At 59.2% G+C, this 21,238-nt stretch carries 17 protein-coding genes; 12 read left to right on the top strand and 5 right to left on the bottom strand.

What is annotated here, in order from left to right; translation table 11 throughout:
* Positions 1–32: 32 nt before the first annotated feature.
* From moaE to ACYZTM_RS20580, 5 genes are all read right to left on the bottom strand, one after another.
* The gene (gene moaE, locus ACYZTM_RS20600) at positions 33–485 is read right to left on the bottom strand and encodes a molybdopterin synthase catalytic subunit MoaE (protein ID WP_131062852.1); all 453 of its coding nucleotides are present in this window, start codon (positions 483–485) and stop codon (positions 33–35) included.
* Positions 486–487: 2 nt separating this feature from the next.
* Complete coding sequence (gene moaD / locus ACYZTM_RS20595; protein WP_131062853.1) at positions 488–730, bottom strand: molybdopterin converting factor subunit 1; 243 nt, start codon at positions 728–730, stop codon at positions 488–490.
* Positions 727–1,200, bottom strand: coding sequence for a cyclic pyranopterin monophosphate synthase MoaC (gene moaC, locus ACYZTM_RS20590; protein WP_059406245.1), 474 nt, complete (start codon positions 1,198–1,200; stop codon positions 727–729). The genes moaD and moaC overlap by 4 nt, the downstream gene beginning before the upstream one ends.
* 236 nt (positions 1,201–1,436) lie before the next feature.
* Positions 1,437–2,831, bottom strand: a complete 1,395-nt coding sequence (locus ACYZTM_RS20585) for a PhoH family protein (RefSeq protein WP_131063347.1) — start codon at positions 2,829–2,831, stop codon at positions 1,437–1,439.
* Positions 2,832–3,179: 348 nt separating this feature from the next.
* Complete coding sequence (locus tag ACYZTM_RS20580) at positions 3,180–4,304, bottom strand: polysaccharide deacetylase family protein (protein WP_131063348.1); 1,125 nt, start codon at positions 4,302–4,304, stop codon at positions 3,180–3,182.
* Between the two features lie 267 nt (positions 4,305–4,571).
* Here ACYZTM_RS20580 and yaaA point away from each other — a divergent pair, with 267 nt between their 5' ends.
* The 12 genes from yaaA to ACYZTM_RS20520 all read left to right on the top strand — a co-directional run bounded on the left by yaaA (position 4,572) and on the right by ACYZTM_RS20520 (position 21,156).
* Positions 4,572–5,351, top strand: a complete 780-nt coding sequence (yaaA, locus tag ACYZTM_RS20575) for a peroxide stress protein YaaA (protein ID WP_131063349.1) — start codon at positions 4,572–4,574, stop codon at positions 5,349–5,351.
* 808 nt (positions 5,352–6,159) lie between these two features.
* Positions 6,160–7,476 carry a nucleotide sugar dehydrogenase gene (locus tag ACYZTM_RS20570; protein ID WP_109628077.1) on the top strand — a complete coding sequence of 439 codons (1,317 nt, stop codon included), beginning with the start codon at positions 6,160–6,162 and terminating at the stop codon, positions 7,474–7,476.
* A gap of 121 nt (positions 7,477–7,597) precedes the next feature.
* On the top strand, positions 7,598–9,079 hold the full coding sequence (gene alg8 / locus ACYZTM_RS20565) for a mannuronan synthase (RefSeq protein ID WP_371928444.1): 1,482 nt from the start codon (positions 7,598–7,600) through the stop codon (positions 9,077–9,079).
* 36 nt (positions 9,080–9,115) lie between these two features.
* On the top strand, positions 9,116–10,285 hold the full coding sequence (locus ACYZTM_RS20560) for an alginate biosynthesis protein Alg44 (protein ID WP_131063351.1): 1,170 nt from the start codon (positions 9,116–9,118) through the stop codon (positions 10,283–10,285).
* 9 nt (positions 10,286–10,294) lie between these two features.
* A complete protein-coding gene (gene algK, locus ACYZTM_RS20555; protein ID WP_461984368.1) occupies positions 10,295–11,806 on the top strand; it encodes an alginate biosynthesis TPR repeat lipoprotein AlgK in 1,512 nt (503 codons plus the stop codon).
* Complete coding sequence (locus ACYZTM_RS20550) at positions 11,803–13,290, top strand: alginate export family protein (protein ID WP_131063353.1); 1,488 nt, start codon at positions 11,803–11,805, stop codon at positions 13,288–13,290. The genes algK and ACYZTM_RS20550 overlap by 4 nt, the downstream gene beginning before the upstream one ends.
* Positions 13,291–13,316: 26 nt before the next feature.
* Positions 13,317–14,906 carry a mannuronan 5-epimerase AlgG gene (gene algG, locus ACYZTM_RS20545; RefSeq protein ID WP_131063354.1) on the top strand — a complete coding sequence of 530 codons (1,590 nt, stop codon included), beginning with the start codon at positions 13,317–13,319 and terminating at the stop codon, positions 14,904–14,906.
* 10 nt (positions 14,907–14,916) lie between these two features.
* The gene (locus ACYZTM_RS20540) at positions 14,917–16,377 is read left to right on the top strand and encodes an alginate O-acetyltransferase (RefSeq protein WP_461984365.1); all 1,461 of its coding nucleotides are present in this window, start codon (positions 14,917–14,919) and stop codon (positions 16,375–16,377) included.
* 11 nt (positions 16,378–16,388) lie between these two features.
* The gene (locus ACYZTM_RS20535) at positions 16,389–17,522 is read left to right on the top strand and encodes a mannuronate-specific alginate lyase (protein WP_131063356.1); all 1,134 of its coding nucleotides are present in this window, start codon (positions 16,389–16,391) and stop codon (positions 17,520–17,522) included.
* Between the two features lie 213 nt (positions 17,523–17,735).
* A complete protein-coding gene (locus ACYZTM_RS20530) occupies positions 17,736–19,301 on the top strand; it encodes an MBOAT family O-acyltransferase (protein WP_461984363.1) in 1,566 nt (521 codons plus the stop codon).
* Between the two features lie 11 nt (positions 19,302–19,312).
* Positions 19,313–20,488, top strand: coding sequence for an alginate O-acetyltransferase (locus ACYZTM_RS20525; protein WP_131063358.1), 1,176 nt, complete (start codon positions 19,313–19,315; stop codon positions 20,486–20,488).
* A gap of 14 nt (positions 20,489–20,502) precedes the next feature.
* Positions 20,503–21,156 carry an alginate O-acetyltransferase AlgF gene (locus tag ACYZTM_RS20520; RefSeq protein WP_131063359.1) on the top strand — a complete coding sequence of 218 codons (654 nt, stop codon included), beginning with the start codon at positions 20,503–20,505 and terminating at the stop codon, positions 21,154–21,156.
* Positions 21,157–21,238 lie beyond the last annotated feature (82 nt).

Here is a 21,238-nt window from a genome sequence, read left to right as displayed (position 1 = left end):
CCGCGTAGGTGTACTTGCAGACACCGCAGGAATCAATGCTTCCAGCGATCCGCCGCCGCATGATCACTGGCACGCCCTTCCACCCAACGCGGCCCGTCACTGGTGTTTTCCTTCTTCCAGAACGGCGCACGGGTTTTCAGGTAGTCCATGACAAAGGCGCAGGCGTCGAACGCCGCCTGGCGGTGGGCGCTGGCGGCGCCGACGAAGACGATCGGTTCGCCCGGTTCCAAGGCGCCGATCCGGTGCAGCACTTCAAGCTTGAGCAGCGGCCAGCGCTGTTCGGCCTCAAGGGCGATTTTGCCGAGGGCCTTTTCGGTCATGCCCGGGTAGTGCTCGAGAAACATCCCGGCCACATCGAGTCCGTCATTAAAGTCGCGTACGTAGCCAACGAAACTCACCACAGCGCCGACGCCGACATTGGTGGCGTGCATGGCATTGACTTCAGCACCCGGATCGAAGGCCGTGGATTGCACGCGAATCGCCATGATCAGCCCCCGGTCACGGTCGGAAAGAACGCCACTTCGTCACCCTCAGTCACCGGCTCGTCGAGCTGGCAGAGGTCCTCGTTGCGGGCGCACATCAGGTTCTGCTCGCTCAGTACCTCGGCGCCGTCACGTTGAGCCAGCAGCGCACGCACATCGTCGACCGTGGCGAAATCGCCTTCAACCTTTACCGAATCCACGCCAAGCGCTTCGCGGTAACGGGCAAAAAACTTCACGGTGACGTTCATGGCTGATCCGCCTGGAAATGGCCGCTCTTGCCGCCGAGTTTTTCCAGCAACCGTACGCTTTCGATGGTCATGCCACGGTCCACGGCCTTGCACATGTCGTAAATGGTCAGCGCCGCCACACTGGCTGCCGTCAGGGCTTCCATTTCGACGCCGGTCTGTCCGGACAGCTTGCAGCGCGCAACGATGCGCACGGTGTCATCGCCTTCGGCACTGAGTTCGACCTTGACGCCGGTGAGCATCAGCGGATGGCACAGAGGAATCAGATCGCTGGTTTTCTTTGCCGCCTGAATGCCGGCGATGCGCGCCACGGCGAACACATCACCCTTGGGGTGACCGCCGCTGACGATCATCTGCAGGGTTTCGGGCAGCATGCGCACCAGCGCCTGGGCCGTCGCTTCACGGAACGTCACGGCTTTTTCGGTGACGTCGACCATGTTGGCGCGACCTTGGGAATCGAGATGAGTCAGCACAGGGTTACTCCTGATCAGGAGTGTCGATTGTAAACCTGCGGGTCAATTTTCCGCACGTTTGATTATTAAATCGACACACCTCCTGTAGGAGCGAGGCTTGCCCGCGAAAGCGATGTATCAGTCACATTGATGTCGGATGTGCCGCCGTCTTCGCGGGCAAGCCTCGCTCCTACAGGGTATGTGTGGGGCATAAAAAACCGGGCGGCTTTTGGGGCCGCCCGGTTTCGGTGAAGTGGTTACAAATGCGTTTCGGCGTATTCGGCCAGTATCGAACGTGGCACCCCTTGCAGGGTGATGTGCACCCCGTTGGGGAAATCCTTGAAGCGCTCTGTCAGGTACGTCAGCCCGGAACTGGTCGCGGACAGGTAAGGCGTGTCGATCTGTGCCAGGTTGCCCAGGCACACCACTTTGGAACCGGCGCCAGCACGGGTGATGATGGTTTTCATCTGGTGCGGTGTCAGGTTCTGGCATTCATCGATCAAAATCAGACTCTGCTGGAAGCTGCGGCCTCGAATGTAGTTGAGGGATTTGAACTGCAACGGCACTTTGCTGAGGATGTAATCGACGCTGCCATGGGTATTTTCGTCATCCATGTGCAAGGCTTCGAGGTTGTCGGTGATGGCGCCCAACCAAGGCTCCATTTTTTCCGCCTCGGTGCCGGGCAGGAAGCCGATTTCCTGGTCCAGGCCCTGCACGCTACGCGTTGCGATGATCCGGCGGTAGCGCTTGCTGACCATGGTCTGCTCGATCGCCGCCGCCAGGGCCAGGATGGTTTTGCCGGAGCCGGCAGCACCCGTAAGGTTGACCAGGTGGATATCCGGGTCAAGCAAGGCGTACAGCGCCAGGCTCTGATAGATGTCACGCGGTTTCAGGCCCCAGGCTTCCTGGTGCAACAGCGGCTCCTGATGCAGGTCGAGAATCAGCAGACGGTCTTCTTCAATCTCCTTGATCCAGCCGACAAAACCCTGTTCATCGATGATGAACTCGTTGATGTGCACCGCCGGCAGGTTGTCGATCAGCTTCACCTGGTGCCAGGTGCGGCCATGGTCCTGACGGGTCTCGACCTTGCTCACCAGGTCCCAGAAGGAGCCGGTCATGTTGTGGTAACCATTAGGGAGCAGCGATACGTCATCAACCAATTGGTCGGTGCTGTAGTCCTCGGCCGCGATCCCGCACGCCCGGGCCTTGAGGCGCATGTTGATGTCTTTGGTGACCAGCACGACGGGCAGCTTTGGTTCGCGCGCGTGCAAGTCGATCAACTGGTTGATGATGATGTTGTCGTTCAGGTGTTCGGGAAGAATGATGTTCGGTTCAGCACGTTTGCTCATCAGAATTGACAGCAAACCCTTGGGCCCACTTTTGCCACGCTGGATCGGCACACCAAGCTCGACGTCTTCGGGGCTGGCATCACCCAACGTCTTGTCGATCAGGCGAATCGCCTGACGGCATTCCGCAGCCACGCTGTGATGCCCGCTCTTGAGCTTGTCCAGCTCCTCAAGCACGGTCATCGGGATGGCAACGTGGTGTTCTTCGAAGTTAAGCAGGGCGTTTGGATCGTGAATCAATACGTTGGTATCGAGTACATAAAGGATTGGCTGGTTGGAGGAAGAACTACGTCCGTGATCATCCATACTCGGTCACCTTTGTGGGAGCCATTCGACGCAATACCTTGGCGGTGCTGCGCCTCGAAGTGACTACCGAATTCACCTGCGGGGACTCAAGTGAACTGCTCACACAAACTGGGTCTTGGGAGACGCCACCTGTGTTGCAGGTTTCGGCGGTCTGTCTTCGTAATACTCCAAAACCCATGACAGAAAAAAGTACTTTGACGTTTTTTTGAAGTTTATTTTTCAGAGTGACCAATAGCACTAGGCGGATTGCCATCACCCCGTTAAAGTCGGAAGTCCGCCTGCATCGAAATCTTCACGAAATTCACCCCGACTTGCCCTCCTCCCCAATGATTCCGGGCTTTTACGGTTTCAGCGAAAGGCGTCCTGGCAGTCCTCCCAACCGATCCCGCTTTGCGCCGTTTGCGTAATGAGCCAGGGCATCGCCGTTTTCACAGCATCCTGCTTCACATTGAAGTTAATCACCCCGTGTCGCCACAGCAGCATCAGCGTCAACACGCGCTGCGCGCTCGGATTGCCCTTGAGCTTGCCGGCGCCGTCCTGGGCATCGATGTCCCACAAGGCCACCTGCAAACCCTGCGCCTCGAAGAAGCCTTCGGCATCCGAGCGACGCTGGCCATCGGGCGGGCGGAACAGCGGCACGTAATTCTCCGGCAGTTTGCTTTTGACCAGCTCAACGCTGCGGCGCACCGAATCCTGCCAGTCCTGCCAGTGGCTGTGAGAACGAAATTCCCAACCTTGCACGCCGATGCACTGCGCTGAATAGGTCGCTTGCAGACTGGCCACCGCTCGCTCGGCCAGACGCGCCTGGATGTCTTTGCCAAGTACGAAGAACGTGCCGTTCATGTTCGACTTGCGCAAGTACTCTGTGACCCAGCCGGTGTTGTCCGGCGTGACATTGGCGGCGCTGTCGAAAGTCAGCAAGAACAGCCGGTCATGCATCTCGTCGCCGTTGCGCTCGTAGTCGCCAAAACGATCGACTTCGCTGCTGCTCTGTGGAAACAGTGCCGCCTTGCGCAGTTGCTCGTCGAGGTACTGGGCGTGGAACAACCGGCTCGGCTCCGACCACTTTATGTAGTAGCTGTCGTCGCTGACCTGAAACTTGGCCGCTTGCTGGCGCAGGGTGTCCATGTCCTCGACGAGGAAACAGAAGGACGCATCCTGATCACAGCTCTGCTGGGCGAAGTTGTAGTTGGCGAGCAGGCGCTGCCACATGCGCTGGCGCAGGTTGTTGACGGCCTCCAGATTGATGGTGCGCAGGCTTAGGCGTTGCGCCAGGCTCGCTTCATCCAGCGACTCGCTGGCCAGCAGCACGCGCGCGAACATGAGGATTTCGGCGCGTGACGCGACGTCGAACAGCGTTGGGCTGCTGAGCTGTTCCGGCCAGGTGCTGCGATCAAGCGTCGCCACTTCGCCCGGCGCCGCCATGGCACCGAAGCTCAACAGCCACGCCGAAAATAGAAAAACGATACGCAATGGGATGTCTCCATAACAAAACCCGCGCGGCACTATAGCTGATCTGGTCCACATTCCCGCAGCAGCACCGACCCCCTGTGGGAGCGGGCTTGCTCGCGAATGCGGTGTGTCAGTCGGCATCGTCGATAACTGACACACCGCATTCGCGAGCAAGCCCGCTCCCACAGGGTTTGCATAGAGCCACCGATCATTACCTATGGACTTGATAGCTGGAGTCAACCGGCCCAACCCCCTAGAATCGCCCCCACGATTAAAGGAGACGACTTCATGCTGATGGTGATTTCCCCCGCCAAGACCCTCGACTACGAAACACCGCCGGCGACCCAGCGCTTCACCCAGCCGCAATACCTCGACCATTCCCAGGAGTTGATCATGCAGCTGCGCGACCTGACGCCAGCACAGATCAGTGAGTTGATGCACGTCTCCGACAAGATCGGCGGCCTCAACGCCGCGCGTTTCGGCAGCTGGACGCCCGCGTTCACACCGGAAAACGCCAAACAGGCGCTGCTCGCCTTTAAGGGCGATGTGTATACCGGCCTGAACGCACAAACCTTCAGCGAAGCCGATTTCGATTACGCCCAACAGCACTTGCGCATGCTTTCAGGCCTGTACGGCTTGCTGCGACCTCTGGATCTGATGCAACCGTATCGACTGGAAATGGGCACCAAACTGGCGAATGCCCGCGGCAAGGATCTGTATGCATTCTGGGGTACGCGGATCAGCGAATGGCTGAACGAAGCACTGGCTGATCAGGGCGACGACGTGTTGCTGAACCTGGCCTCCAACGAGTACTTCTCGGCGGTCAAACGCAGCGCCCTTAACGCGCGCATCATTAACACCGACTTCAAAGACTTGAAGAACGGCCAATACAAGATCATCAGCTTCTACGCAAAAAAAGCGCGTGGAATGATGAGCCGTTTTGTCATTGAAGAGCGCGTCAACGACCCGGCAGACCTCAAAAAATTTGACGTTCATGGCTATCGCTACAGCGCCGAGCAGTCTAAACCGGACCATTTGGTATTCCTGCGCGATCACGCGCCAGAGTAAGCACCCGGTCGGTGCACGACAGCAAAAAAACGTCGTGCGCCGCCGTCTGATCGTCCAACAATTTCCCGCCTTATTCGCCGACTTACTGGCGCCAGAAATACATCACTCAATTTTCTAACTATTGTTTCACTCGACATTGATGATTTTTTTCAGTAGTGGCACTGAAAATTTTTATCGGTAGTGGCACAAAACTATCTAACCCGATAATCGGCCTATATATAAAGGGCCAAACGGCAAGTGCTATCAATATGAGAGCAGTGCCATCTTTCTCAATATTTCAAGAAATTTCAGAATTCGCGATGGGCGGACCGGAACTATGTCCAAATGCGTAGTTCATACCATCGGTAACGATTCTCCCAGCGTTTGTGCGAGATAACTTACGCAGAGAAGAGCGTCGCGTAGCGAAGTTGTCACATTAACTTCTGCACACTGGACCTCTGATTTGGGCGACACATAAAGGACAGGAGATACGCTAATCAATATCCCCTTCATGACCAAGGCAGCGCCCCTATAAACGTGCTCAGCTGAGCACCCAACCGCTTGATTTACGGGCTTGCGCCTGGCATTGAGCGCGCAAGACCATTGCACGAATGTCTTCTGATTAGAAGATTGGCTGCATAACAGGGCATATCAAAATAATAAGGCCTAGTTGCGCACATTTTGAGTGCACTTATTTAGACACTCGGAACTTTGTATGCCTGCACGCGGCACTGTGGCGCCTGTAAGCCGCACTTTCGAGTGCACTATACCGCTGAACACCATTAACTCCGGCCATGTAATGGCTTGATAAAACACAGAGGTAATTGCGATGCGTATCAGCATATTTGGTTTGGGTTACGTCGGCGCAGTATGTGCCGGTTGCCTGTCTGCACGGGGCCATGACGTCGTTGGCGTCGATGTTGCCAAAGACAAAATCGATATGATCAACGCCGGTAAATCGCCGATCGTTGAACCGGGTCTGGGCGAACTTCTGAAGAAGGGCATCGAGACGGGCAAATTGCGCGGCACGACCAACTTCGCCGAGGCGATTCGCGACACCGACCTGTCGATGATCTGCGTCGGTACGCCGAGCAAGAAGAACGGCGACCTGGAACTGAACTACATCGAAGCCGTGTGCCGCGAGATCGGTTTTGTCCTGCGTGACAAGACCACCCGCCACACCATCGTGGTTCGCAGCACCGTTTTGCCGGGCACGGTCGCAAACGTTGTCATCCCGATCCTCGAAGACTGCTCCGGCAAGAAAGCCGGCGTTGATTTCGGCGTTGCAGTGAACCCTGAGTTCCTGCGTGAAAGCACCGCGATCGCCGACTACGACCTGCCGCCAATGACCGTCATCGGCGAGTTCGACAAGGCCTCGGGCGACGTTCTGCAATCGCTGTACGAAGAGCTCGACGCACCGATCATCCGCAAGGACATCGCTGTCGCCGAGATGATCAAGTACACCTGCAACGTGTGGCACGCCACCAAGGTGACCTTCGCCAACGAGATCGGCAACATCGCCAAGGCGTGCGGCGTCGACGGTCGTGAAGTGATGGAAGTGGTCTGCCAGGACAAGACCCTCAACCTGTCCCAGTACTACATGCGCCCAGGCTTCGCGTTCGGCGGTTCTTGCCTGCCGAAGGACGTGCGCGCCCTGACCTACCGCGCCGGTGCCCTGGACGTGGAATCGCCTTTGCTGAACTCGCTGATGCGCAGTAACGAGTCCCAGGTGCAGAACGCCTTCGACATCGTTTCCAGCCACGACAAACGCAAAGTCGCCCTGCTGGGCCTGAGCTTCAAGGCCGGCACCGATGATCTGCGCGAAAGCCCGCTGGTTGATCTGGCGGAAATGCTGATCGGCAAGGGTTACGACCTGAGCATCTACGACAGCAACGTCGAATACGCCCGTGTCCACGGCGCGAACAAGGATTACATCGAGTCGAAGATCCCTCACGTCTCGTCCTTGCTCAACGCTGACTTCGACGACGTGATCGCCAACTCCGACGTGATCATCCTCGGCAACCGTGACGAGAAATTCCGCGCCCTGGCGCAGAACGCTCCGCACGGCAAGCAAGTCGTCGACCTGGTTGGCTTCATGTCCAAAGCCACCAGCGTCAGCGGCCGCACCGAAGGCATCTGCTGGTAACAAGCGGTATCGGGAGGGATTGCGGCGCTCACAAGGCCCGCAACCCTCCCGGCTTTTTCGCCTGCCTTAACCCCATCGGGCCACCCCACAGGCTCGCCCGAGATAGAGACGGATGCAGATTATGCACAGGCTAAAGCACGGCCTACTTCAGGCCGCCGGTTGGCTGTTTTACCTAAGTTTATTGATGGGCATCGCCATGGCGTTGCCTGCGTCCACATTCGATTCCGATTCGAAGGACTTTATCTTCCTCATCGGTATCATCGGCATCTGGCGCTACTCGATGGGCGCCACGCACTTTGTGCGCGGCATGCTGTTTCTGTACGTGGTCTACCCGCACCTGCGGCGCAAAGTGCGCAAGCTGGGTGACGCGGCAAACCCGTCCCATGTGTTTTTGATGGTCACCAGTTTCCGTATCGATGCACTGACCACCGCTCAGGTCTACGCCTCGGTGATTCGCGAAGCGATCGACTGCGGCCTGCCGACCACCATGGTCTGCTCCATCGTGGAAATGTCCGATGAGAAGCTGGTGAAAAGCCTTTGGTCCCGGATGAATCCGCCGGATCGGGTCAAGCTCGACTTCGTGCGCATTCCCGGCACCGGCAAGCGTGATGGCCTGGCCTACGGTTTTCGCGCCATCTCCCGCCACCTGCCGGACGACCGCGCAGTCGTTGCAGTGATCGATGGCGACACCGTGCTCGCCGAGGGCACCGTGCTCAAGACCGTGCCGTGGTTCCAGCTGTTCGGCAATGTCGGCGGCCTGACCACTAACGAGTTCTGCGAAGTGCGCGGCGGCTACATCATGAGCGAATGGCACAAACTGCGCTTCGCCCAGCGCCACATCAACATGTGCTCGATGGCCCTGTCCAAGCGCGTATTGACCATGACCGGCCGGATGTCGGTGTTCCGCGCGACCGTGGTCACCAACCCGGACTTCATCGCCGACGTGGAAAGCGACTCGCTGCAACACTGGCGCCTGGGCCGCTTCAAGTTCCTGACCGGTGACGACAAGTCGAGCTGGTTCAGCCTGATGCGCCTGGGCTACGACACGTTCTACGTGCCGGACGCCGCGATCCACACCGTGGAGCATCCGCCGGAAAAAAGCTTCATCAAGGCCAGTCGCAAACTGATGTTCCGCTGGTACGGCAACAACCTGCGCCAGAACGCTCGCGCGCTCGGCCTGGGGGTTAAACGCCTCGGCCTGTTCACCTCGGTGGTGCTGTTCGATCAGCGCGTGTCGATGTGGACCTCGCTGCTGGGCCTGACCGTCGCGCTGATCGCCAGCTTCAAGTACGGCACCGCGTTCATCCTGGTGTACCTGCTGTGGATCGGTATTACCCGCCTGATCCTGACCGTGCTGCTGTCCTTGTCCGGTCACCGGATCGGCCCGGCCTACCCGGCGATTCTCTATTACAACCAGATCGTTGGCGCGCTGGTGAAGATCTACGTGTTCTTCCGCCTCGACCAACAGTCCTGGACTCGCCAGCCCACTTCCCTGACCCGTGATCTCGCCAGCTTTCAACGTTGGTTCAACACCTGGTCGTCTCGGACCATGACCTTCTCCGCCGGCAGCATCTTTGTTGCCGTGCTGCTGATGATGGTCTGACCGCCCCCTTATTGAATTAACCAGGAAATTGCCCCTATGAATACCGCCGTCAACGCCAACGTAGTGCATGAGTCAGAAGCCCAGCGCCAACACGCCCGAGTGAAAATCCCGGCCAAGCTGCGCTTCTTCGGTCCCGACCGGACCCCGATGGAAGCTCGAGTGATCGATCTTTCCGCTGGCGGTCTGGCCTTCAACGCCGGTCAGCTGCCACTGAAAATCGGCGACGTGTACAAGGCTCGCCTGCAATTCGTCATCGATAACCTCGGCCTGGCCATGGACGTGGAGCTGCAAGTGCGCTCCTTCGACCGCCCGACCGGTCGTGCCGGTTGCCAGTTCCAGAACCTGGAACCACAAGACATCTCGACACTGCGCCACTTGATCACCTCGCACCTGGCCGGCGACATCGTCAGCATGGGTGAAGTGCTGGCGACCCTACAGCGCGACAACTTCACCAAGGCGCGCAAGGTCAAGGATGGCGGCCACGGCATGTCGGCGTTCGGTCGCCTGCGCGCTGTGACGTTCAGCCTGGCGATTTTCCTCGTCGGCCTGGCGGCGTTCGGTTTCATCTTCAAGTCGGTGTACGGCATGTACTTCGTCAGCCATGCCCAGGCTGGCCTTGTCAGCGTGCCGGGCATGAACATCACCATGCCACGTGACGGCACCGTGCAGAGCCTGATCAAAGCCGACGGCGTTGCCGCCAAAGGCGCTCCGCTCGCGACGTTCAGCACCAGCATGCTCGATGTGCTCAAGGGCCATCTTGACGACAACCAACTGCAACCGGCCAAGGTTGAAGAGCTGTTCGGCAAGCAAATGACCGGCACCCTGACCTCGCCGTGCGATTGCACCGTGGCCCAGCAAATGGTCGCCGACGGTCAGTACGCCAGCAAAGGCGACGTGATCTTCCAACTGGTGCCGCGCAACAGCGAAGCCAATGTCGAAGCGCGCTTCTCCTATCGCCAGTTCGCCGATGTACGTCCAGGCAACACGGTCAGCTTCCAGATCGCCGGCGAAGACACCACTCGCACCGGCAAAATCGTCAGCAGCACCAGCCTGAAAAGCGCCGATCTGTCGTCCGACATCCGCGTGCTGATCCAGCCCGACGAGCCGCTGGACAGCAAGTTCGCCGGTCGCCCGGTCGAAGTGAACAGCACCCGTGGTCCGAACCTGAACTGGCTGATCGACAAAGCCATGGCTTCCGGTCTTTAAGCAGAGGACATGCCTGTGACTATCTCAAAAATCTTGAACGCACCGCACACCTTGTGGGAGCGGGCTTGCTCGCGAAGGGATCAGCTCGGTATGTCTGATGCACCGCAGCGCCTGCTTCGCGAGCAAGCCCGCTCCCACACTGGTTATGCATTCTGTGCACTGGCCCTGGCGGTCAGCCTCAGCGGTTGCGCCGGTCTGCCCGACCAGCGTCTGGCCAACGAAGCCCTCAAGCGCGGCGACACCGCGCTGGCGGCGCAGAATTACCAGCAACTGGCAGACCTGGGCTACAGCGAAGCACAGGTTGGCCTGGCTGATATCCAGGTCGACAGCCGTGACCCGGCACAAATCAAACAGGCCGAGGCGACTTACCGCGCCGCGGCCAGCGTCTCGCCGCGTGCCCAGGCTCGCCTGGGTCGCCTTCTAGTGGCCAAGCCGGGTTCCACCGAAGCCGAACAGCACGAAGCCGAAGGCCTGTTGAAAAAAGCCTCGGCCGCTGGCGAAGGCAACACCCTGATCCCGCTGGCGATGCTGTACCTGCAATACCCGCACAGTTTCCCCAACGTGAACGCTCAGCAGCAGATCAGCCAATGGCGCGCCGAAGGCAAACCGGAAGCGGGCCTGGCCCAGGTGCTGCTCTATCGCACCCAAGGCACGTACGACCAGCATCTGGACGAAGTGGAAACGATCTGCAAAGCCGCGTTGAACACCACGGACATCTGCTACGTCGAACTGGCCACGGTCTATCAGAAACAGGCCAAGCCTGAGCAACAGGCCGAGCTGATCAAGCAGATGCAAGCCGCTCATGCTCGCGGCACGGTAACCGCTCAGCGCGTGGACAGCGTGGCTCGCATATTGAGCGATGCAAACTTGGGCAAGACCGACGAGAAAACCGCTCAGTCGCTGCTCGAAGGCATCGCTCCGGGCTACCCCGCTTCCTGGGTCAGCCTTGCGCAATTGCTCTACGACTTCCCGGAACTGGGCGACGTCGACACGATGATGAAGTACCTGGACAACGGCCGCGCCGCTGACCAGCCGCGTGCCGAGCTGTTGCTGGGCAAGCTCTACTACGAAGGCAAAATGGTGCCGGCCGACGCGAAGGCCGCCGAAGAACACTTCAAGAAAGCCGTCGACAGAGAAGTGGCCGCCGATTACTACCTCGGCCAGATCTACCGTCGCGGCTACCTGGGCAAGGTCTATTCGCAGAAAGCGCTGGACCACCTGCTCAAGGCTGCGCGTAACGGCCAGAACAGCGCCGACTTTGCCATTGCCCAACTGTTTTCCCAAGGCAAGGGCACCAAGCCCGACCCTCTTAACGCTTACGTCTTCAGCCAATTGGCCAAGGCGCAGAACACCCCGCAAGCCACCGAGCTTGCGCAAACACTCGAAGCCCAACTGCCGCCTGCCCAGCTCGCCGAGGCCCAACGCCTGTTGAAACAAGAACAGGCCGTTCGTGGTGCCTTGAGTCAGAACACGCTGGAACTGCATGCCCTGGAAGAAGAAGACGGCGAGGAATCCCTATGAAGTTGAATCCATTCGTGAAGGCCGGTATCGGCCTGTCATTCGCCCTCTTGTGGTCGTGCCCGACCCTGGCGGCCCTGACTGAAAGCAAGAACTACGGCCTTGACGTCAAAGTCACTGCCCAGTCCGAAGACGACACCGACCTGGGTACGGCGAGCGGCGGCGACGTCAACGGCGTCGGCCTCGACTTGCGTCCATGGATTTATGGCGAGAGCGGCGCGTGGAGCGGCTACGCCATGGGTCAGGCCGTGACGTCCACCGACATCATCGAGACCGACACCCTGCAGCAGTCCGACAGCGACGGCACCCAGGCCACCGACAACGGTGATCGCAAGAGCAAGAAAAACTACCTGGCGATGCGCGAGTTCTGGGTCGGCTACAGCGGCCTCACGCCGTACCCTGGCGAGATCCTCAAGCTCGGTCGCCAACGCCTGCGCAACGACGACGGCCAATGGCGCGACACCAACATCGAAGCCCTGAACTGGACCTTCGACACCACCCTGTTGCGCGCCAACGCCGGTGTCGCCGAACGCTTCAGCGAATACCGCACCGACCTCACCGAACTGGCGCCCAAAGACAAGGATCGCCTGCACGCTTACGCCGATGCGGCGTATCAGTGGACGCCGGGCAACTGGGTCGGCATTCGCGGTCATCACACCCACGATGACGGCAAGCTCGACTATCCGCAACCTGGTGTTCCCGCCGATTCTCTGGACAAGAAAGAGAATGGCGACATCAGCTGGATCGGCCTGACCGCCGACAGCGATGCCTACAACTGGCGCAACACCAACACCGTCAATTACTGGGGCAGCGTCACCGGCATGAGCGGCGACCGCGACACGGTCAACCCGCTGACCGCCGAAGGCACCGCGCCCGCACAAGCCAAGACCAGCGGCAACGTCGATGGCTGGGCCACTGACCTGGGCGTGCGTCTGCGCCTCGATCCGCAATGGCAAGTCGGTGCAGCCTATGCCCGCGCCAGCGCCGATTACGAACAGAACGGCCTGCAAAGCAACCGCTCGAACTACACCGGTACCCGTTCGCGGGTTCACCGTTTCGGCGAAGCCTTCCGCGGCGAAATGAACAACATGCAGACCGCTACGTTGTTCGGTTCGTGGATGCTCAACGACGAATACGACGCCAGCGTGATCTACCACAAATTCTGGCGCGTCGACGGCAATAAGCCAGTCGGCAGCAACGGCATCAACGCCGTGCAGAACGACACCGACGACGTGACCGGTGCCGTGCTCTCCAGCACGTCCCTGCCGCTGGAAGATGGCAACAAAGACCTCGGCCAGGAAATGGACGTGGTCGTCACCAAGTACTTCAAGCAAGGCCTGCTGCCCGCCTCCTTGAGCCAGTCGATCGATGAGCCTTCGGCCCTCGTGCGTTTGCGCGGCGGTGTGTTCAAGCCGGGTGATGCGTATGGCAAAGGCGTCGACTCGTACATGCACCGCGCGTTTATCGACGTGATCTGGCGCTTCTGATGCGAACCGCGATGGGAGTTCCTGACATGAACAGTCCGAAGAGAGGCTCGTTGACCTTGCTGGCCGGCGCGATGCTGCTGGCAAGCTCGGCGGCCTTCGCCACGGTGGAGCCGGCCGCGCCCGTCCAGAAAGGGCAGCCGGCGACCGTTGCCAAGGGTCTGCAACAGGCCAAGACCTACACCGTCAGCAGCGCACCGACCGAGCCGCTGGAACTGGCGGCGCCGAAACTGCCGGACACCTCCGGCTACACCGCCGAAGCCATCGCCGCGAAAATCGTGCGTACCAAGGCCGGCAAGATCAGCGTGCGCCGGATGATGCAGGAAGACGCGCTGAAGGACTTCATCGGCGGCGACAACAAGATGGCCGAGTGGGTGGTGCGTCAGCACGGTATCCCGCAGGCAATCTTCGTCGACGACGGCTACATGAACCTCAAGGACCTGGCCAAGAAAGTACCCAAGCAGTACTTCAGCGAAACCTCGCCGGGCGTGTTCCTGGCGAAGTTGCCGATCGTGGTCGGCAAGAACGGCATTCTGGAAATCGACAAGCAGACCCAGGAATTGCGCCTGTCCCAAGAGGCCGGTTCGTTCCTGGTCAACGACGGTCAGTTGTTTGTGCGCGATACCAAGATCACTGGCTGGCGCGAGAAGGACAACGGTCCGGCGACGTTCAAGTCCCCGAAAGAATTCCGTCCGTTCCTGCTGGCCTGGGGCGGCACCCAGACCTACATCGCCAACAGCAAGATGGCGAGTTTCGGCTACGCCAACAGTAAGTCTTACGGCGTGAGTATTTCCCAGTACACGCCGAACATGGCCAAGGTGCTCAAGCGTCCTGAACCAACTGGCTGGATCATCGGCTCCGAGTTCTCGGACATGTGGTACGGCTTCTATTGCTACGAAACCCGCGACTTCGTGGTCAAGGGCAACACCTACAAAGACAACATCGTTTACGGCATTGACCCGCATGACCGTTCCCACGGTCTGATCATCGCCGACAACACCGTTTTCGGGACCAAGAAGAAGCACGGGATCATCATTTCCCGTGAGGTCAACGACAGCTTCATCTTCAACAACCGCAGCTACGACAACAAGTTGTCGGGCCTGGTGATCGACCGTAACAGCGTCAACAACCTGATCGCCTACAACGAGATCTACAAGAACCACACGGACGGCATCACCCTCTACGAGAGTGGCGACAACCTGCTGTGGGCCAACAAGGTGATCAGCAACCGTCGCCACGGTATCCGTATTCGTAACAGCGTGAACATTCGCCTCTATGAAAACCTCGCCATGGCCAACGGCCTGACCGGCGTCTACGGCCACATCAAGGACCTGAGCGACACCGACCGGGACATCAAGCTCGACCCGTTCGACGCCCAGGTGTCGCTGATCATCGTCGGCGGCGAACTGGCCGGCAACGGCAGCGGACCACTGTCCATCGACTCGCCGCTGAGCGTCGAGTTGTATCGCGTGTCCATGCTCGCGCCGACCAAATCCAGCGGCATCAGCTTCAACGGGATTCTTGGCGAGCGCCAGGATGAAATTCTCGACCTGCTGGTGCGCCAGCAGAAAGCCGTGCTGATCGACCCTGTCGAACGCCAGACCGAAATGCAGGACTGAGGATAATTTTATGCACTTACACTTGATCAAATTACTCAGCCTGTCGGCCCTGACCGTCGGCATTTTCGCGGCCAGCGCCGGTGCTCGTGCCGATGAAGCGGCCGGCAACATAAAGCCACCCAGCTTCGACGCTGAACCGTGCTGCAACCTGTGCCCGGCAGCGCACGACGCGAAAAACTACACCACGCGTTACCAGCAGAACTTCACCACGCTGGTGCAGGCTCAGGGCGATTGGCTATTCCGTACGCAAGAAGACTTGCGCACCGAGTTCGACACCACGCCCGCCGGCTACAAACGCATGAAAGAACTGCACGACGCGTTCAAGAGCAAAGGCGTCGAACTGGTCGTCGTTTACCAGCCGACCCGTGGCTTGGTGAACCGCAACAAGCTCAACCCGGAAGACAAAGCCAAGTTCGATTTCGACAAGGCCTTGAGGAACTACAAGACCATGCTCGGGCGTTTCGCCGCCATGGGCTACACCGTGCCGGACCTGTCGCCGCTGACCAACGAGTCGCTGCCTGAGACCCCGCAGGCCCACGACTTCTACTTCCGCGGCGACCAACACTGGACGCCGTATGGCGCCCAGCGCACGGCGAAAATCGTCGGTGAGCAAATCAAGAAAATGCCGGCCTTTGCCGACGTGCCGAAACGCGAATTCGAGAGCCATAAGTCGGGTCGCATGGGCAAGACCGGAACGTTACACAACATGGCCGGTCAACTCTGTGGCACCAGCTACGCGACCCAGTACATGGATCAGTTCACCACCGAGCCCAAAGGCGAAGCAGCTGATGGCGATCTGTTCAGTGATTCCGGCAATCCGGAGGTCACCCTGGTCGGTACCAGCCACAGTGGCAAGAACTACAACTTCTCCGGTTTCCTCGAAGAGGCCATCGGCGCCGACATCCTCAACGTGGCGTTCCCCGGCGGTGGGCTGGAAGGTTCGATGCTTCAGTACCTGGGCAGCGAAGAGTTCCAGACCAAGCCGCCGAAGATTCTGATCTGGGAATTCTCGCCGCTCTATCGCCTCGACCAGGAAACCATCTACCGCCAGATGATGGCGCTGCTGGACAACGGTTGCGAAGGAAAGGATGCACAGTTGACCGGCAGCACCACGTTGAAACCGGGCAAGAACGAATTGATGGTCAACAGCAAGAACCTGAATCTGCAAAACAGCAGCCACCAGGTCGACATTCGCTTCGCCGATCCGTCGGTGAAAAATCTGCAAGCCACCCTCTGGTACATGAACGGTCGCCACGAGGACATCAAAATCGAAAAACCGGAAACCTCCGATACCGACGGGCGTTTCGCCTTTGAGTTGCGCACGGACGAAGACTGGGCCTCGCAGAATCTGCTGGCCGTCGAAATCCAGGGCCCTGAAACGGGTGCCACGCCACAGAAAGTCGAAGCGAAAATCTGCAAACGCAACGTGTTCCCTGGCGCTGGGCAGCGTACCGCTCAGGCCGGGCAGTGAGGCAACCTCTTATGACATGCATGCAAACCCGAACTTTGAAAAGATTAATCGCACCGTCCCTGTTGAGCCTGGCCATGTTTGCCGGTGCGACTCAGGCCGCTGCGCCCCTGCGTCCGCCACAGGGATACTTCGCGCCGATTGAAAAAGTCAAAACCGGCGACAAGCGCGAAGGCTGTGATGCGATGCCGACGCCGTACACCGGCTCCCTGCAATTTCGCAGCAAGTACGAAGGTTCCGACAAGGCCCGTTCGACCCTGAACGAGGCATCGGAAAAAGCCTTCCGCGACACCACGGCCGACATCACCAAGATTGAGCGCGGCACCAGCAAGCGCGTTATGCAGTACATGCGTGATGGTCGTCCGGAACAACTGGAATGCACCCTGAGTTGGTTGACCGCCTGGGCCAAGGCCGATGCGTTGATGTCCAAGGACTTCAACCACACCGGCAAGTCCATGCGCAAATGGGCGTTGGGCAGCATGGCCTCGTCCTATATCCGCCTGAAATTCTCCGACTCGCATCCGTTGGCGAACCATCAGCAAGAGGCGCAACTGATTGAGGCCTGGTTCAGCAAAATGGCTGATCAAGTGGTCAGCGACTGGGACAACCTGCCGCTGGAAAAAACCAACAACCACTCGTACTGGTCCGCCTGGTCGGTGATGGCAACGTCCATCGCCACCAACCGCCGCGACCTCTTCGACTGGTCGGTGAAGGAATACAAAGTCGGCGTCAATCAAATCGACGCCCAGGGTTTCCTGCCCAACGAACTCAAGCGCCAGCAACGCGCCCTCTCCTATCACAACTACGCCCTGCCGCCTCTGGCGATGATCGCCAGTTTCGCTCAGGTCAACGGTGTGGACTTGCGTCAGGAAAACAACGGCGCATTGAAGCGCCTGGGTGATCGAGTGCTCGCGGGGGTCGAAGACCCGGAAGAATTCGAGAAGAAGAACGGTAAAGAACAGGACATGACCGACCTCAAGGTCGACTCGAAATTTGCCTGGCTCGAACCGTTCTGCACGCTCTACACCTGCTCGCCGGATGTGCTTGAGAAAAAGCGCGAGATGCAGCCGTTCAAAACCTTCCGCCTCGGTGGGGATTTGACCAAGGTCTACGACCCGGCGAGTGAAAAAGGCAAAAAAGGCTCCTAGAGCCAAACGCAAAACCCCTGTAGGAGCGAGGCTTGCCCGCGAATGCGGTCTGACATTCACCAATGATGTCGACTGACACTCCGCCTTCGCGGGCAAGCCTCGCTCCTACAGGTAATCGCGGCGATTTTGAATGCAATACATCCTCCCGAATTTCGTGGGGGGTTTGGGGGGGCCGTTGGCCCTTGACTGTTGGTTAAACGTGGAGAGACCGGGATGGTATTTTCATCCAACGTGTTCCTGTTTTTGTTCTTGCCGATCTTTCTCGGCATGTACTACTTAAGCGGAATACGCTATCGCAACCTGCTGCTGCTGCTCGCCAGCTACGTGTTCTATGCCTGGTGGCGTGTGGACTTCCTTGCGCTGTTCGCAGCCGTCACGTTGTGGAACTACTGGATCGGCCTCAAAGTCGGTGCCGCAGGCGTTCGGACCAAACCGGCACAGCGCTGGTTGCTCCTGGGCGTGGGCGTCGACCTGTGCATTCTCGGCTACTTCAAGTACGCCAACTTCGGCGTCGACAGCATCAACGCGATGATGACCTCGGTCGGTCTGTCGCCGTTCATCCTGACCCACGTGCTGTTGCCGATCGGGATCTCGTTCTACATCTTCGAGTCCATCAGCTACATCATCGACGTCTACCGGGGTGATACCCCGGCGACCCGCAACCTGATCGACTTTGCCGCGTTCGTGGCGATCTTCCCGCACCTGATCGCCGGCCCGGTGTTGCGTTTTCGCGACCTCGCCGACCAGTTCAACAACCGCACCCACACCCTCGACAAGTTTTCCGAAGGTGCCACGCGGTTCATGCAGGGCTTCATCAAAAAGGTCTTCATCGCCGACACCCTCGCGGTGGTGGCCGACCATTGTTTCGCCTTGCAGAACCCGACCACGGGCGACGCCTGGCTCGGCGCGCTGGCCTACACCGCGCAGCTGTATTTCGACTTCTCCGGTTACAGCGACATGGCGATCGGCCTGGGCTTGATGATGGGTTTCCGCTTCATGGAAAACTTCAAGCAGCCGTACATCAGCCAGTCGATCACCGAGTTCTGGCGTCGCTGGCACATCAGCCTGTCCACCTGGCTGCGTGACTACCTGTACATCACGCTGGGCGGTAACCGTAAAGGCACGCTGATGACCTATCGCAACCTGTTCCTGACCATGTTGCTGGGTGGTCTGTGGCACGGCGCGAACATCACGTACGTCATCTGGGGCGCCTGGCACGGCATGTGGCTGGCGATCGAAAAGGCCCTGGGCCTGAACACCTCGCCACGCAGCATCAACCCGATCCGCTGGGCACTGACTTTCCTGCTCGTGGTCATGGGCTGGGTGATCTTCCGCTCGGAAAACCTGCACGTCGCCGGTCGTATGTACGGCGCGATGTTCAGCTTCGGCGAATGGTCACTGTCGGAACTCAACGCGGCCAGCCTCACCGGCCTGCAAGTGGCAACCCTGGTGGTGGCTTACATGACTCTGGCGTTCTTCGGCATCCGTGATTTCTACAGCAACCTGCCGCCTGAGAAGACCAAGCCTGTGGTGAACGTCGAGGCCGATGGCCCGGGCGCCGCTCAGCCTGGAATGATCAAAGCAGTCCCGGGCGACAACCCGGCCAGCATCCACGAGCCTGGTTACACCGTCGGCGTTGAAGCCACCGTGCAACCGGCCTACTGGACCGCGGACTGGTCCCGTTACGTGATGCGCACGCTGGTACTGGTGCTGTTCATCGCCTCGATTTTCAAACTCTCGGCGCAAAGCTTCTCGCCGTTCCTTTACTTCCAGTTCTGAGGGATCTGACCATGACCCGCTCATTACGTATCTTCTACATCGCCCTGTTCATGGTGACCCTGCTGGTGCTGGGCCTGTGGTCCACGCGCAGCTTCTTCGGTTTCAGCACCAACGCCGATGCGACGGTGCTCAATGGCCGCTGGGCCAAAGCCGTGGAAACGCACTACGACGACGAGTTCCCGATCAAGCGCCTGGGCACCAACCTTTGGGCCGCGCTGGATTTCAAACTGTTCAACGAAGGTCGTCCGGGCGTAGTGCTCGGTCGCGATCAATGGTTGTACAGCGATGAAGAATTCAACCCGATCGTCAACGAAGAGTTGAACCTGCAAGGCAACTACGCGCTCGTAGAAGGCGTGCGTCAGGAATTGAAAGCCAAGGGCGTGAAACTGGTGATGGCGATTGTGCCGGCCAAAACTCGCCTGTACCCGGAGCACCTGGGCGCAGTGAAGCCTTCGAGCATTCACGCCAACCTCTATGAAGACTTCCACGCTCGTGTGGCGGCCAACAAAATCATCGCGCCCGACCTGTTCGGCCCGATGCTGAAAGCCAAGCTGGATGGTCAGCAAGTGTTCTTGCGCACTGACACCCACTGGACTCCGGAAGGCGCGCAAATCGCCGCCGAAACCCTGGCCAAAACCATTGCCGAGAAAACCCCGCTCAGCGGCGAGCCGCAACACTTCGTTACTGAACCTGCGGAGAAAGTCACGCACAAGGGCGACCTGCGGTTGTTCCTGCCGCTGGACCCGCTGTTCGAAAACCTGATGCCGAAGACGGAACCTTTGCAAAAGCGCAACACCGTGGCGGCGCAAGACCAGCCTGCCGGTGATGACGCGCTGTTCGCCAACACTGAAGTGCCGGTGGCCCTGATCGGCACCAGCTACAGCGCCAACCCTAACTGGAACTTCGTCGGAGCGTTGAAACAAGCGCTGAACAGCGACGTGGTCAATTACGCCGAAGACGGCCACGGCCCGATTCTGCCGATGCTCAGCTACCTGAAAAGTGACGCTTTCAAGAACAGCCCGCCACAAGTGCTGATCTGGGAGTTTCCTGAACGTTATCTGCCTGTGAACAACGAAATCGGCGACGCCGACCCGCAGTGGGTCGCAGCGCTCAAAGAAGCTGGTGCTCGCCAACAAAACGTAGCCGCAAACACTAAATCCGAGACGCCCGACCGGGCGCAAAACTGAAAGAGAGGTACACCATGACTTTCACTACTACTCCTCGCCGTCTCGCCAAGACCTTTGCTCTCGTCGCTGGCATGAGCGTGTTGTCGATGTCCGCCTTCGCTGGCGACGCCGCACTCTACGGCCCGACTGCACCGAAAGGTTCGAGCTTCGTACGTGTCTACAACGCCGGTAACGCTGAAGTCAGCGCCACCGTCGGCACCACCAACCTGGCCGAAGTCGCGCCGCTGTCCAGCACCGACTTCAGCTTCATGCCGGGCGGCGACTACAGCGCCAAGGTCGGCAGCCAGACCCTGCCGGTGAAACTGGCCGGCGATCACTATTACACCCTGGTCAACAACGCCAGCGGCGCGCCGCAACTGATCGAAGAGCCGCCATTCAAGAACAAGCAGAAATCCCTGGTTCGCGTACAGAACCTCAGCGACAAGGCCCTGACCCTGAAAACCGCTGACGGCAAGACCGAAGTGGTTCCGTCCGTGGCCGCCAAGGGCCGTGGCGAGCGTGAAATCAACCCGGTCAAAGTCAGCCTGGCCCTGTATGACGGCGCCACCAAAGTCGGCGACGTGAAGCCGGTTGCCTTGGAACGCGGTGAAGCCGCCGTGCTCTACGTCACCGGTAAAGGCAGCAGCCTGTCGCCAGTCTGGGTAAAACGCCCGGTTTCGACGCGCTAAACATTTTGCCCGACTGACCCCTTTCCCTGTAGGAGCACGGCTTGCCGGCGAAGAGGCCCTTGAGACCGCCTTCGCTGGCAAG

It is taken from the genome of Pseudomonas sp. MDT2-39-1 (assembly GCF_054898085.1).
Note: the sequence above shows the minus strand (reverse complement) of the source record. Positions and strands in the feature narration are given on the sequence as shown.